Origin of the sequence: Winogradskyella sp. (assembly GCF_028282165.1) — a bacterium.
Classification (GTDB): domain Bacteria; phylum Bacteroidota; class Bacteroidia; order Flavobacteriales; family Flavobacteriaceae; genus Winogradskyella.
This window is the reverse complement of the sequence record NZ_JANQIM010000014.1, coordinates 84,927-99,157: the sequence shown is the minus strand read 5'-3', so window position 1 is coordinate 99,157 and position 14,231 is coordinate 84,927. Positions and strand designations below refer to the sequence as shown.

Annotated in this window: 12 protein-coding genes and 1 pseudogene; 2 read left to right on the top strand and 11 right to left on the bottom strand. The window is 35.1% G+C overall.

The features are described 5' to 3' along the window. The 5 genes and pseudogenes from Q0972_RS06950 to Q0972_RS06930 form a co-directional block, all read right to left on the bottom strand. Nucleotides 1–492, bottom strand: a pseudogene (locus tag Q0972_RS06950) (hypothetical protein); the annotation flags it as partial. Between the two features lie 194 nt (nucleotides 493–686). Then, the gene (locus Q0972_RS06945; RefSeq protein ID WP_299364135.1) at nucleotides 687–1,202 is read right to left on the bottom strand and encodes a hypothetical protein; all 516 of its coding nucleotides are present in this window, start codon (nucleotides 1,200–1,202) and stop codon (nucleotides 687–689) included. A 189-nt stretch (nucleotides 1,203–1,391) separates the two neighbouring features. After that, on the bottom strand, nucleotides 1,392–2,279 hold the full coding sequence (locus Q0972_RS06940; protein WP_299364134.1) for a DUF5777 family beta-barrel protein: 888 nt from the start codon (nucleotides 2,277–2,279) through the stop codon (nucleotides 1,392–1,394). Next, entirely contained in the window at nucleotides 2,269–2,811 is a 543-nt protein-coding gene (locus tag Q0972_RS06935) for a YceI family protein (protein ID WP_299364132.1), read from the bottom strand. Before Q0972_RS06935 ends, Q0972_RS06940 begins: the two co-directional genes overlap by 11 nt. Further along, nucleotides 2,804–3,232 (bottom strand): hypothetical protein, encoded by a 429-nt coding sequence (locus tag Q0972_RS06930; RefSeq protein WP_299364130.1) that lies wholly within the window; start codon nucleotides 3,230–3,232, stop codon nucleotides 2,804–2,806. Before Q0972_RS06930 ends, Q0972_RS06935 begins: the two co-directional genes overlap by 8 nt. 181 nt (nucleotides 3,233–3,413) lie before the next feature. Between Q0972_RS06930 and Q0972_RS06925 the strand changes: the two genes are divergently transcribed. Then, a complete protein-coding gene (locus Q0972_RS06925) occupies nucleotides 3,414–4,496 on the top strand; it encodes a LytTR family DNA-binding domain-containing protein (protein WP_299364129.1) in 1,083 nt (360 codons plus the stop codon). 111 nt (nucleotides 4,497–4,607) lie between these two features. Here the strand turns inward: Q0972_RS06925 and Q0972_RS06920 are convergent, their stop codons facing one another. From Q0972_RS06920 to Q0972_RS06895, 6 genes are read right to left on the bottom strand one after another with little or no spacing between them, the layout of a single operon-like run. After that, on the bottom strand, nucleotides 4,608–5,918 hold the full coding sequence (locus Q0972_RS06920; protein WP_299364127.1) for a TolC family protein: 1,311 nt from the start codon (nucleotides 5,916–5,918) through the stop codon (nucleotides 4,608–4,610). After that, entirely contained in the window at nucleotides 5,905–9,054 is a 3,150-nt protein-coding gene (locus Q0972_RS06915) for an efflux RND transporter permease subunit (protein ID WP_299364125.1), read from the bottom strand. Before Q0972_RS06915 ends, Q0972_RS06920 begins: the two co-directional genes overlap by 14 nt. Continuing rightward, nucleotides 9,051–10,172 carry an HlyD family efflux transporter periplasmic adaptor subunit gene (locus Q0972_RS06910; RefSeq protein ID WP_299364124.1) on the bottom strand — a complete coding sequence of 374 codons (1,122 nt, stop codon included), beginning with the start codon at nucleotides 10,170–10,172 and terminating at the stop codon, nucleotides 9,051–9,053. Before Q0972_RS06910 ends, Q0972_RS06915 begins: the two co-directional genes overlap by 4 nt. Before the next feature lie 5 nt (nucleotides 10,173–10,177). Further along, on the bottom strand, nucleotides 10,178–10,537 hold the full coding sequence (locus Q0972_RS06905; RefSeq protein WP_299364122.1) for a hypothetical protein: 360 nt from the start codon (nucleotides 10,535–10,537) through the stop codon (nucleotides 10,178–10,180). 12 nt (nucleotides 10,538–10,549) lie between these two features. After that, a complete protein-coding gene (locus Q0972_RS06900) occupies nucleotides 10,550–11,788 on the bottom strand; it encodes a hypothetical protein (protein WP_299364121.1) in 1,239 nt (412 codons plus the stop codon). Then, entirely contained in the window at nucleotides 11,781–13,094 is a 1,314-nt protein-coding gene (locus Q0972_RS06895; protein ID WP_299364119.1) for a DUF4270 family protein, read from the bottom strand. Before Q0972_RS06895 ends, Q0972_RS06900 begins: the two co-directional genes overlap by 8 nt. 215 nt (nucleotides 13,095–13,309) lie before the next feature. Here Q0972_RS06895 and Q0972_RS06890 point away from each other — a divergent pair, with 215 nt between their 5' ends. Further along, a complete protein-coding gene (locus Q0972_RS06890) occupies nucleotides 13,310–14,224 on the top strand; it encodes a DUF6268 family outer membrane beta-barrel protein (protein ID WP_299364117.1) in 915 nt (304 codons plus the stop codon). The last annotated feature ends 7 nt before the right edge of the window (nucleotides 14,225–14,231 follow it).

The window sequence follows — 14,231 nt, the reverse complement described above, 5'->3', positions numbered from 1 at the left end:
CGACCCGAAATCCGTGGCCGTTCCCGTAAAGGTATATGGCGAACTTCCCGACACGAAGTTGTTCGCATCGTCCCAGCGGCCTGCCGTTACGGCCTGTCCTACCCTTGCCTGGTTGCCCGCGCCCCATTGCAGGTAATCGATAAGGATATCCGGATCGCTCGAACTAAAACTGTTGGTCGTAAACAGACTGAAGCCATCTGCTACCGGGTCTACATCATAGTTTACCGTAACATCTTCGCCAGGTGCTAAACTCGTTGGGCCCATTGCGGCATCACTGACCTGCACGTAAGACCCAGGACCTAAGCATAACCAGTAAGTCCCTATATCTTGTGAGGTGTCTCCTAAATTTGTTAAGACAATTTGATCTAATTCTGTGTTTACACTTTCGACTCTAATAATAGCCTGTGCGTTTACAACAATACCTATTAATAAACTAAATACCAATCCGAGTATAGTTTTGTGTGGGCTTTCTAAAGTAATTTTACGTTTCATTGTTTTTATGTATTTTGATTAATTAAAATAATTTTAAGTTCTGGCTAACACCAACACATCAGACAGACTTCAGCTAACTAACCCCCTAAATGATTAGTTTGTATCTTATGAAAGATGCTTATAACTATAGGTTATGTATGATAGATTTGGAACAAAGAGGGGCTTCGTTTTTCTTCAAGAATTTTCATAGCAATTTATTCCCAAAACGTCACCCCTATATCTGTAGCATTTCCATTAAACCTAAACGGTGAGTTACCTTGTACAAAGTTTGATGCACTATCCCAACGCCCAGCAGTGACTGCATTTTCTACACGTATCTGATTTGGGGCTCCCCATTGTATATAATCGAGTAAGACGTCTGGATCTGTCGATGTGAAGGTGTTTGTAGTGAAAAGCAATATACCTTCAGCAGCCTCACTTAATTCGTAATTTAAAGTAACACTCTGATCTGGTGCTAGATTAGTAGACCCAGTTGCAATATCTCCTATTCGAGGATATCTTCCAGGTCCTAAACACAAATAATAATTTTCGACATTTACTGTTGCATTCCCTAAGTTCGAGATTTCGACTTCATTGGTGATTGCATTGACACTTAACAATCTCACCACGCTTGTTTCTGGTATTGGTTCGTTATCATTATAAGAATCATCGTCTGAACTGCAACTGAAGCATCCAATGGTAATTAGTAGTAATAAAAAAATCTTTTTCATCGTTTTGTTTGTTTAAAATTTGATACTGCAAATTAAAGGTGCCAAAACGCCCTCTTACAACTAAAAAGAGGTGAAACGGAAAAAACGGCTTTAAAAAGGAATTTCAGCAATCCCTTTATTCACAACAGTTTGAAAAACTATTGCTTTGTTTAATAAATAAAATTGACACGATTAGTGCTTTCTATGGAATTATAGCTGAATGAAGTAAGTAGCGTGAAAACCAAAGTAAAAGTTACCGTCCCTAAAGTTGAAATTATTCTGAGTTCTGGTAATGAATGTATCTTCAACAAAGGCACCGTTATTGGTCATTTTAAATTGAAGCATAAGATCGCTCAATTCCCAATTAACACCTAATGAAAAAGGTCCATAGGTGTCTGGACTGTCAACAGGATTTAGCACATAATAATATTCTGAAACGACTGATACATGTCGACCCACTTTATACCTTCCTCCAAATCCAACGGCATACTGATCTCTATCACCTTGAAAAATAGACGTATTTCTATGAATGTAAGTTGGTGCAATTTGCAATGAAAAGTTTCTTGAAAACTTTCGTGCAATGAGTAATTGGGTTGTAAAGGCAAGTTTATCACTAAAGCTGAAAGATCCCGAAGTACCGCTGTATATATTATTAGAGATGTCATCTAAATCTCTATGCGTTGCTGTCTGTAGAAGGGTAATACTAGCAATATTTCCCTTGTTTTGTTGCTTAACTAGACGGTATTTTAAAAATCCATCCCAAACAATTCCTTGGGTGCTTAAACCTAAACCAAAAGTTAATCGATCAGAAATACCGTAGTCCAAACCAAATCGCGCCGACATTTTATCAGCAACGAATGAATTGCTAGTCTCTCTTTGTGTATTCCAATAACGCGTCATTGCCGAAATCTCCAAAACATTCTTTTTTCGTGTTTCCACAGAATGGCCAATAGAAAGGCGTGTTGCCTTGAATGTTGCAGAAATGTCATAAACCGAATCCTTATTAACACGGTTTAATTCCTCCAAAAGATTCTGTGCTTGTAACTGATATGTACAACCTATCGTTAATGCTAAAATAAATAGGGCTTTAGTTTTCATAGGGCTCGTATTGAAAATTAAACGATACATTAATAGTTTCAGCAATATTTGGAGATAGCAATCCCGGCACTTTAATGTTATGGTCTTTAATAGATACATTAAATTCGCCTTCTATAAGATATCCTTTCTCGGTTTTAGTAATCTTTGTTTTTATTTCGCGTTGCTTTGTAACGTCCTTTAAGGTGAAATCGCCTTTAATTATACGTGTTTGTTCACCTTCAATACTTGGATCAAAATCGATTATGGAACCTTCAAATGTCGCTTTAGGATATAAATCGGACTCGATATAACTTTCATTGAAATGTTCTTGCATCAAAGACTTTTCAAAAACAAAAGCCCTCATTAGAATACTAACTGCGATGGCACTATCATCTGGCTGAAATAAACTTAATACCTGATTATTGGTGGCTTGAATGTTTTCGACATTAGTGTAGGAAAAAAAAGTCACTGTACCTTGACGCGTAATATACTGTTCTGGTAATGCGATAGATAATAAAAGAAAAGCACAAACGAATAGTAGCTGTTTAACCATTACGATTTTTTTCGATTATTATACAATTCAAAAGAATGGCATCTAACAATACGCCTTTGAATACACCTTTAATATTCACCACTTCACCCTTCGATAGTTGGTCCATGTATTTATTTTGATTGGTTTGCATTTCGCAAATCACTAATCTGCTTTCATGTCCGCCATGTAATAGAATAGTGACTTTGTTATCTTTAATCGTTATATCCTTAATTGGTCCTGTGACTTCTATCGCCTTTTCAATATAATCATTTAATAATAAGCTGTCACTGTTAGTTGTTTTTTGTAATAATTCACTGGATGACAATTTGGTTTTGGTTTTTATTCGACTTGTATCTTTCTTACCAAACATAGCAAATACAAAGCCAACCAAGATAAGGATGACAACGACCACAGAAACTTTAAAGACAATATTCTTGTACATCAACCAAGCCTCAAATTAATTTATTTATAGACAAAATTAGGTATTAAACTTCAAATGGATTATTAAAGTGCCCGCATTCTATCTAAAAGTGAAAATTCGGGTTTAAAACGGAATGCTTACTTTTTGATTAGCCATAAAAACTATGACAAAGTCGTATTTTTGGAATATCTTGATTTAAATTATGAAGACCAACCGATTTTATTTGTATAGTGGATTAGCTTGTGTTGTCTTGTTTACGGCCTTCACCATCATTTCTTCTCCATTAATTATTAAATCTATTGCTATTCCTTTGGTTGAAAGTGAAATTACGTCTTTGAAACAAAATGTTGATCAGGTGGCAAGCCTTTCGAGCACTTACGGTTCTGATGAAACTTCAAAAGAAGATATAAAATCCATCATTCAGAATTGGACCGAGAATAGTCATACGAACATGCACTTTATTTCTATAATAGATTGGTCTGGAAAAATTATTAGTTATCCAGAGACCATAAAGATTAACAATATAATGGACGGTACTCAAAGTGCGTCTTCCATTAAAAATGTACTATCTGCCGAAACCATATACCAACAGACTATTAATGCTACGAGCGTAACCAATGAAATTGCATATATGGCACCAGTAGCGCAGACAGATTGGATTATTATTGGTCATTTTAACACGAACAAACTGAACGGCTTAATCTCCATTTGGAAACGAAATTTATACTTATTCTTCACTTTTTTGGGTCTCAGTATTTTGTTATTTGTTTTTATAATTATTAGACGTGTAAGTAATTTTTATGACACACAATTGTCCGATAAGCTTTTCAATCTAAAAGACGAAGTGGTGAGTTTATCTAAGTTGAACGAATCATTGTCACAATACCAACAAAATCTCGGTATAAATTCTAATAACGATCAGACACCAGACACCACAAAAGAAACGTCCAAAAAGAGATTACTCACCTATGTGCGCAATGAACTTTTGCCTGTTTTTACTGACGATATCGCTTATATCTATGTAGACCATACCATTACTTATATTGTGCAGAAAGATGGAAAGCGATCCACCACCAATGAAAGTTTGGATCTGATCTACTCTTATCTCGATGAGCGCTCTTTTTTTAGAGTAAACCGCCAAGTAATTGTGGCGATATCAGCTATTAAAACCATAACAAAGTTTGGAAATAGTAAGTTGAATATTCAAGTGACACCAGAGTCAGAAATCGATATAATTATTGGCAAAAATAAGGCGGCAGCATTTAAGCAATGGTTAGATTCGTAGAACTGTTATTTCTTGTCAATTTTTTAGTGTCTTTTCGTTTTGAATACCTGTGCCAGAGGATACGTTCATAAGATCATTTACCATAAAGACAACGATGAGAATCTAACTTCGTTATTCAATTAGCTTTCCTGCCAATTGCAACAGATTGATCTCAGCTATTTTTAAATCGTACTTTGCTTTTGCCTGATTGTTCAATGCATTAAAAAGGTTAATTTGAGCCTCCCTAAACTGAATGGCAGATACTTGACCAAGGCTAAACTGATTTTGTGTTCTACTAAAATTAAGTTTATTTGTTGCTACATTGTTTTTTTCGGCTTCTAAAGTAAACTGTTTATTGGTGTAGTCTTCATAGGCATTATAGACTTCTTTTTTTAACTCTTCCTTAGCTCTATACAATTCTATTTCCCTGTTCTCTTTCGTAATTCTGGCGGTTTGCACTCTAGTTTTTGATTGGCCGCCATCAAAAATATTCCAAGATAGACTTAGACCCAGATTAAGCCCATAGGCTTCATTTTCGAGAGCAAAATTAGTTGGTGGATTAATGCTCTGATTCCAATTATAACTTACACTTCCATTTACTTTAGGTAAAAACTTGGCCTTATTGATTTCAATATCCAGATCACTCAGCAATACATTTTGTTGATTTAGAAGTGAAGTAATGTTTTCCTTCTCAGAACTTTCCAAAACAAAATCCTCGTTGAGCTGCTCTAAAAAAACAACCGTAGTGTCTATGTCAAAAACCATAGAAATATCCCTACCCAAAAGCAAATTAAGATTACGCCTTGCATTTTTATAATCTTTATTTGCGGCGGCATATGATATGTTATCGTTATTTAGGTCTACTTGCGCATTGAGTTCATCTAGCTTGGTACCTTGACCATACTTTAGCTTTTTTTTGGTACGCTCTAAACGATCTAAAGAGTTTTCTATATTCAGTTTTAAGTTTTCTGCGATCTGTTTCTGATATGCCACATTATAATAGGCATCATACAAAGCTATTATGGTATTCTCAATAGATTGGCGCTCTTGTAGTTTTTTTAGATTGAGGTTTTCGGCATTTTTTTTAACATTGAATTTTCGTTCTAATCCATCAAAAATTGTGTAGTCTGCCGTTATAGATGCATTGTAGGATTCTGTAATAGCACCTGATATATTGGCTCCACTTCCGTCCGAAAAAACGACGCTCTGGTTTTCGTCTGAATAGTTAACCCCGCCAGAAGCGCTAACTTTGGGTAAATAACCACTATTTAAAACTCCATTTTCGATATCGGAAATCTCAGTATCATTTTTTGCAATACGAACATCATAATTGCTTTCAACGGCAATCTTTATGGCATCATCCACTGTTAGTACATCCTGTGCTGATGCCATAGTACTTATTAAGAAAACGACGCCTAGATATAAAGTTTCAAAACTCTTCATGCTCAACTTTTTGTTCTATAATTGCACGCTCTACTTCTTCTTTTGTTGGTTTTATGCCTGTATTTATATACTTTATATATACTTTGATGGTATTGGAGAACGAAAGAAAAATTGGCAGTATAAAAAGCGTTAACAGCGTTGCAATGGCGATTCCATAAGATATCGCCAAAGCCATAGGAATTAGAAATTGCGCCTGCAAACTTCGCTCTAGCATGAGCGGAGCCAAACCTGCAATGGTTGTCATTGAGGTTAGAAAAATGGCTCTAAAGCGTGCTCTTCCTGTTTCAAATAGCGCATCATCAAACTTTAATCCTTGTTTTAAGTATGAATTGAATTTATTGGTAAATACCAAACCATCATTAACCACAATCCCAATTAAACCAACAATTCCTAAATACGATAAAATACTCATAGAAAACCCATGAAGATAATGTCCCCAAGCTACTCCAATCAGTGAAAAAGGAATAAGTGCCAATAAGATAAACGGTTGGCTGAAAGACCTAAATGTAAAAACGATGACAACATAAATAAGAAATATTACAGCAGGTAAAACTGCCGCTGCAGAATCTGCAATTTTATTAGCTTCCCTATTTTGTCCTTCTGTAGAAACGGAAACACCTGGATATTTTGCTTCAATTGAATCTCCAACCCTTGTCCTTAAGTCTCGCATGATTTCTGTAGAGCTCACTTTAGGGTTAGCAATATCAGCTTCTACTGTTACCTCTCTAATGAAGTCCAAATGATTTATAGCTACCTCACCACGTTCAATCGTATATGAAGCTACTTGCGATAGTGGCACTCTCCCGTTTTGGGTGTCTATTTCAATATTATTTATGTTATTAAGGCTAGATCTATTTTCTCTATTATACCTAACCCATATCTTCACCTCATCTTGTCCTCGTTGTACACGCTGAACCTCATTACCATAAAAGGCATTTCGTACTTGAACCATAAGACTATTATAAGTAAGACCTAATAAAGTAGCGTTTGCCTTTAATTTTAGATTTATCTCTTTTATACCTTTTGGACTAGAGTCCGTAATATCTTTTATATCTGGGTTTTGCTTTAATTCTGCATAAACTATCTCCTTTGCTACATTAATTTGTTCTATATTATCGCCTTGTAAAGAAACGGATATAGGTGCTCCACCAACATTAGAGCCAGAATTAAATGTTAGCTTTTCTAATAATGGTATTGTACCTACGCCGGACCGTATCATATCCGTTATCTCTACCGAAGAGATGGTTCTTGTTTCACTTGGCGATAAGTTTATTGTAATGCTACTTGCAGACGCACTCGTTGGCCCCAAGCGTTTTACTGTACCTATAATATGGGGTTCATTACGCTCGTTTGGACCTAAATCATCATTAATTTTCCAGATAACATTCTCAATATGAGAAGCGATAGAATCTGTAATTCGCTCACTGGTTCCTTGTGGTGTATTAATAGTTGCGACAATTTGATCGCTGGCATTCGTAGGAAAAAATGTAAGCTTTATAATGCCGCTAGAAAATGCACCAAGCGTAATTACAAAAAGGAAAAGTACAATTGCAAATGATAAAAATTTATGCTTTAGCGATTTTTTGTAAATAGGACTGTAGACTCTGTCCTTGAGGTAATCCATAAATTGTTCACCATATCGATTAAACCTATTCACCTTTTTGATATTTTTAATGTCCTTTGAATGCGCTAAATGTGCAGGAAGAATAAGTAGTGCCTCTATTAACGAAACTAAAAGCGTTAGTGTAACTACAAGAGCTATATCCCGAAAGAAATCCCCAACTTGACCTTCTAAAAAGAAGAATACTGAAAATGCCAAAATCGTTGTCGCTATTGCCGAGAGTATAGGTTTTAAAACCTCAATTGTACCGTAGACCGCTGCTTTAATGGGCGATTCTCCCCTTTCGCGTCTGCTATAAATGTTTTCTGCAATAACAATAGCATCATCTACCAATATACCAATGACCAAAATCATTCCAAACATGGACAACATGTTTAATGTAACTCCATAATTTGGCAATAAGATAAACATCCCGAGAAATGAAATTGGCAAGCCAAACGCAACCCAAAACGCCACACTTGGCCTAAGAAAGAATGACAATAGCACCAATACCAGAACCATTCCTACAAGTGCATTTTCAAGCAGAAGGTTAATTCTGTCCTGTATCAGATCAGCACTATTAAAAATGGCCTTTAATTGTATGTTTTCGTTATCTTCATTAAATGTCTTAATGTATGATTTTACACTCTCTACACTACCTATTAAATCTTCAGAATTGGTATTGTTTAGATCTATCTGAATAGCCTGTTGCCCGTTATAATAAAGCTGATCTGGGTTTTCGCTAAATCTATCATTTAGTGTAGCTACATCTCGTAGATATACTTTAGAGCCATCAGAAGATGATTTAACAACAACATTTTTTAGTTTATCCGCAAAATAACCCTTATTGTCTGCCCTAATCAAAAACTCTTCATTATCTGTTTTTATTGACCCTCCTGAAATTATAATATTGGCCTCAGCGACTGACTTAGCTACTTCTTCGAAGGTTAAATCATATGTTCTCAGTTTGGCCTCTGAAATAGCCACCTCTATTTCCTCATCTGGAAAACCTGATAAAGAAATTTGTGAAATACCTTCAATTTTCAACAGCTCATCTTCTACATCTTGAGCGTATTGTTTTAGTATACTAAGCGGAATTTTGTCTCCGGTAATAATAAATGATATAGCAGGCCTGACAGGTTTTATAGCTTCAATAACTGGTGGCTCAATGTTATTAGGAAATGAGGCAATTCGATCCACCGCATTTTTAACATCCTCTAAAACTAAATTGATATCAAAACCAGATAGTATTTCTACGGTGATACTGGCATTGTTCTCTTGCGAAATTGAGCTTACCCTATCGATACCCTCAATACCTTTGAGATTACGCTCAATTTTATCTACAATGCCTTCTTCTACTTCTTCTGGAGAAGCTCCAGGATAGGTCACTGAAATTTGAATAGTTTTAGCATCGGCTAGCGGAAAGAATGAAGAATTCATTTTTTGGTAGCCCAAAAATCCAAATATGAGAAAGCCGATTATAAATATATTTACAGCTACTGGATATTTTATAAAATAACCAAGAAAACCTTTCATAATCCATTGTTGATTTTTACCGGCATGCCAGGGTAAGCATTCGCTATCTTCTCATTTGCTAACAGCATTTTATGTTCCAAACCAGTCACAACAGCCATATTACCTTGATAATTAACCACTTCGATGGTTTTTAACTGCAATCTATTATCTTCAACAACATAGACGTTGTTATTCTCTAGGATTAATGCATTATCAATCTTAAAAACATTGGTTAAATCATTCCCTCTTATTTGTGCCGTTAGATATTGTCCATCTTTTAAGTCATCACCCTTTACTCCTACAATAACATTTATGGTTTGCGTGCTTTGATCAATTTTGCCATTAATTCGTGTAATCAGTCCTTTAAAAGATTCTGATTTATCAATGGTAACAAGGCCGACTTCGGTATTTTTCTTTAAAAATTTATTCTCTGTTGCGGGTACAGAGATTTCTAGTTCAAATCTTGAATTATCTATAAACTCTCCTAACTTCTGACCACTTCTTATAAGCGTCCCGACATTAACATTAGACTCTGTAACTATTCCGTTATACGGCGCATTGATATAATACTTACTCAGTCGTTCTTCGAGATTCTTTAAATTATAATAAGAGTTGTAAATATTTTTACCTGAAACAAAAAGCTTTTCTTTATTGGATTCTGCACTAGGTAGTTTCTGTGTTCTTGACGCATTCAAGTCAAAATCTTCCAAATAGGCTTCCCATTTTTTATAAACGTTTGGGTAATCGATCTCCATATCTGGAAGCATTGCTGCAATTTGGTTCATTAAATCGCTACGAGAAGATTTAATCTGTGCCAAATGCTCATCACTATTTATAATGATCAATGACTCTCCTTTCTGAAAACTATTCCCAATTTTAAATGGTGTCTTAGTACTTTTTAAAATGCCCTGCACCTCACTGTAAATCTCTATTCTCTCTTTGGCTTTTAAAATACCTGTGGCTTCAATGACATAAGGGATATTTGTTAACTCTACTAATTTTACTGAAATAGGGAGGATATCTATTTCTTCAGTATTATCGCTTACCTCTACATTCTTTCTTGAATTCATTAGGTTAAAAACTAAAACTCCAAGAATAATAAGAGCTATACCTATTATGGCACTTAAATACTTTCGCATGGTGCTTAAGGCTTCATTTTCTTTTTCATATACTTTCTAATCTTGGGCTCAAGGTCGTCCTCGTATTTATCCAATTGCTCTTCTGTTAATACCTTTTCAAGCTCACTGCTTTTTTCTTTTTTAATTTTTTTCATGTCTCCTATTTTTCCAAACATGGAGCCTTCTTTTTCTATGAGTGCTTTTTGCTTGATAGCATATTTGAGATTGATTTCCTCAACAGGTTTTTTTTGTGCCTCGGTTAGATTAAGTTCATCGATCATAAGCTTGTTTTGATAGTCCGCCATTTCTTCAGCGGTTAAAGGCTCTTGTGCAAATGAGAATTGCAGAATCAATAATGCCACTGCGGTAAAAAATTTCATTTTCATAGTTTATTCAGTTTAGTTATACTTCTTTTTCTGGAACCAAATATCAGTGAGGGTTAGGTTGACATTTAATGTACTATAGTTCTCTTCTACAAGAAAGCTGTCTGTTGTTCCTCTGTTACCTATTGTATAAGATACGTTCAACAAGGATTTTCCTCTTTTACCTATTGGAATACCAATACCAAAAGAAGCATCAAAACTCGAAACTTTAGTATCATCAATCTCCAAGTAGCCTGAGTTATAGTTCAACCCTGCTCTAAAGTTTACACGCTTCCAATATTTGTAACTTTCAGAATCAATGGTGTATTCTGCCCCTAAACTCACAATATTTTGATCAACGTAATCTCCTAATGTATCGGATTGGCTTGTTGAAGACCAGGATTTAAATGTGTAATCAGTGGTTAGTAATAGGCTTTTCCACCTTTTGCTAATTCCAAAGCCTATCTCTATGGGATATTCAAAACTGTCTATTGTTTCGTCAGAGGTTTCCTCAAGTACTGTAAATGCTGTATTTGTAGATTTTTGAACAAATGTGTCCCGCTTCCCTTTTAAGGACGTTGGCAGGTTCATCACAAATCCAAGATTATAATCATTAAAAATCTGGTATTGCAAACCAAAACCAAATCGGAACGCTCCGTAATAATTAATCTCATTGATTGCCAGTAAACTTTCGCTTGTTGTTACGGATTCATTTTCTTCAATAGTACCAAACAAATAAGAGAATTTTAGACCTACGTCAAGTTTATTAAAAAATCTATTTGCATAGTCTAATCTAAGCTCGTTTAATCCTCCTGAACCAAATACATTTGAAGTGAATTGCTCTGTACTCCCTTCAATATTTGTCTCTACACCGATGAGTGCATAACCTACATTTGTTGACGGAATTAAAGATAGCGCTGCTTTAGAACTCTGACCGATACTAAATGCTAGAGCCACGTTAGAGAAATTTGAGGCAAATCTTAATTCGTCACCATCGTCGCTAGATACATTCTGTATCTCAGTATACATACCAAAATCCAATATAATCCTATCGTTCTCCAATGAAGCAAGCGATGCTGGATTATAAAGATTTATGGTTTCCGTGCTTTCTAATGCTATACCAGATCTTCCCATTCCGCTATTTATACCAGTATTAGAATTACTATCTACACCAAGGCCAAATAACGAATATGGAGAACTTGTTAAATTGTTGGATTGGGTAAAACCGACTTGAACAATAAACAAAACACAAAATACCAATCTATAACTACTCATAAATAGCATAGGTTATAATTAATTCAGCTTCAAAGTCTTCATTAAAAAAATCGTTGAATAAGATTTTATTAATGCTGTAATTATAATCTAAAGGCAAAAGGACTAAAGCCTCTTCTGTCTCGGGCAGTTCATTTAACTTAAAGTCTAAATAATCTGTTACAGGAATATTGTAGATGGCCTCATTAAGCTCTGAGTTTTCTTCAGTAAATGCTGCAAAAACAAATTGGTCATTGTTAGATATTTGAAATGCAATTTCATGATTTTGGTCTAATATATATAGTGCGAGCAGCTCACTAATAGGCTGAATATCCGAATAGGCTTGTATACTTGGTTTTAGCCTTAATGTAGCATCCAATATGGTGCCTTCGCCACTAAGCTCATTGATATTTTTTAGCGACGGAAATTCAATTTTTGTCGCATAGCCTATACCAGATTGTAGATAACCAAAATTGTTGGTCTGTGTAGAGGGCAAATCATCTTCCTGATCTGTAATGCTAGAGAGCTCTAACCCAGAAACATCACTTGACAGGTTATTAAAGTATGGCGTCCCAGAGGTGTTAATAGACAAATCATATACGTCTTCATCAGATTCGAGTTCATCGGGCACACTATAAAAAAACCTAAGATAAGTCTGGTCTGCCCTTGTACTAAAACCTATTATCGAGCTATTATCCTCTTGACCTGGTTTTAAGGTGAACCCTTCTAGTTCCCTATATAAAGATTCATCATTAAGGATATCCTCATCTTTTATAGCATTGAATATGGGTTCGCCCAGACTATAGGGCAATGTTACGTATACAGAATCTCTATTGGGTTCGGGTCTGTATTCAAAAGAAACCAAAGGTGTAGCTTCATGGGCTATCTCTGTTGTATTATAGAAATTGAGTTCATCGGGCTCTAGCTCATCAATTAGTTTATAAACTTCTATTGTAGATGTTAGTGTAGTATCGTTGTAAAAATAGGTGTCATAACCCAATATAAGCCCTATACTATCCAATTCGGCCTCCTCATCAATGGTGTAATTAATAGAACTTACCCTAAAGTATGGCGACGCAGTAACCTTACCAAAAAATTCATCATTGTATTGCCCCAGTAACAACCGTTCGTTTCCTTCCGTAATTATTGAGTCGAATTTTATGGTCGACAAACTTACCGTAAAGGTATCTATAGACAAAACACGTACACTTGTACTAGTAAAATCCTGTCCTACTATCAAAGTAGGCGCTTCATCTTCTGAATTAGAGCAACCAAATACAACAATTATTATGCAAAAAATTAATGATACTTTCCTTATTGACTTTGCCATTGGGTTCATTTTATAAAGTAAAAAAAGAACGCATTGGTTAATATTGAAATATTATTATACTAATGGTTTAAACCCATCTACCAAAGATGGTTATCTACCAATGAACACTCTGTACATCTGTTAGTAGAACAAAATTCCCGTTTCATCTATGCATATAACTACTCGGTATATTTCATGTATTATGGTATAGAATAACAGCCTATGTTAGCACTGTAATGAAAACAAACCTTTGCATATCTGCCGCGGTATTGTTCTTTTTTAAAAGTGCAATATCACAACAATTAATAAATCCAAAAGGAGGATTTGACCTGGCTAATGTCAGTTATTTGGTTATTCCAAGTCTTGGCGATGTGCAGTTAGACAGACAGGGCATCAACTTAAATATGTTTAAAAAGCTTAACAAAGGAATCTTGAGTTTAGGACTGGGCTATCATAGAAACGAACTAACTTTTAAAGATAATAATGAGAGTATTCAATTTGAAGATTTCGATAATTTCCATAACATAAGACTTAATATGATCTACATAAGACCTCTTTCAAAAGATTGGTCTCTTAACGTTGCCCTATCCCCATCCTTACTATCAAACTTTGAAGGAGATTTAACCACAGAGGACATTGTGTTCAACTCATTTACAACAGTCGGCAAAAAGTGGACAAAAGAAAACAAGAATTCATCTTTCAGATTTGGGCTTGCATTTGGTACTCAATTTGGAGCACCAAGACTTTTCCCCATAGCATCTTACCAAAAAGAGGTAAATGACCAACTAAGCTATTCTATTGGGTTACCTGTTACAGGTGTTTTTTATAAAATCAACACCTATAATTCAGTACAATTTTCATTAAGACCAGAAGGGACTTTTGTCAATAACTCAAGTACTTTTAGGATTGAAGGTAATGATCAAGACCTAAGAAATACAAAATTACAGATCAATGCATTTAATCTTTCATTAGGCTATGAGCTGACACTAGATGATAACTGGGTCACCACATTCAATTTAGGATACATCCCAGTCTCTAATATGCAGGTGCTAGACGATAATAACGATGAAATTTATGACTTTGAAGCCGATGAATCCATCTCAATAAACATAGGCTTAAGCTTTAATATTAATAAGAAAAAAAAACAATGAGAATAAT

What these genes read in the sequence shown, in the direction of transcription:
- Q0972_RS06890 (WP_299364117.1), top strand. Translation starts at nt 13,310, where the DNA reads ATGAAAACAAACCTTTGCATATCTGCCGCGGTATTGTTCTTTTTTAAA.
- Q0972_RS06920 (WP_299364127.1), bottom strand. Translation starts at nt 5,918, where the DNA reads ATGAAGAGTTTTGAAACTTTATATCTAGGCGTCGTTTTCTTAATAAGT.
- Q0972_RS06940 (WP_299364134.1), bottom strand. Translation starts at nt 2,279, where the DNA reads ATGAAAACTAAAGCCCTATTTATTTTAGCATTAACGATAGGTTGTACA.
- Q0972_RS06925 (WP_299364129.1), top strand. Translation starts at nt 3,414, where the DNA reads ATGAAGACCAACCGATTTTATTTGTATAGTGGATTAGCTTGTGTTGTC.
- Q0972_RS06910 (WP_299364124.1), bottom strand. Translation starts at nt 10,172, where the DNA reads ATGCGAAAGTATTTAAGTGCCATAATAGGTATAGCTCTTATTATTCTT.
- Q0972_RS06905 (WP_299364122.1), bottom strand. Translation starts at nt 10,537, where the DNA reads ATGAAAATGAAATTTTTTACCGCAGTGGCATTATTGATTCTGCAATTC.
- Q0972_RS06900 (WP_299364121.1), bottom strand. Translation starts at nt 11,788, where the DNA reads ATGAGTAGTTATAGATTGGTATTTTGTGTTTTGTTTATTGTTCAAGTC.
- Q0972_RS06945 (WP_299364135.1), bottom strand. Translation starts at nt 1,202, where the DNA reads ATGAAAAAGATTTTTTTATTACTACTAATTACCATTGGATGCTTCAGT.
- Q0972_RS06915 (WP_299364125.1), bottom strand. Translation starts at nt 9,054, where the DNA reads ATGAAAGGTTTTCTTGGTTATTTTATAAAATATCCAGTAGCTGTAAAT.
- Q0972_RS06930 (WP_299364130.1), bottom strand. Translation starts at nt 3,232, where the DNA reads ATGTACAAGAATATTGTCTTTAAAGTTTCTGTGGTCGTTGTCATCCTT.
- Q0972_RS06895 (WP_299364119.1), bottom strand. Translation starts at nt 13,094, where the DNA reads ATGGCAAAGTCAATAAGGAAAGTATCATTAATTTTTTGCATAATAATT.
- Q0972_RS06935 (WP_299364132.1), bottom strand. Translation starts at nt 2,811, where the DNA reads ATGGTTAAACAGCTACTATTCGTTTGTGCTTTTCTTTTATTATCTATC.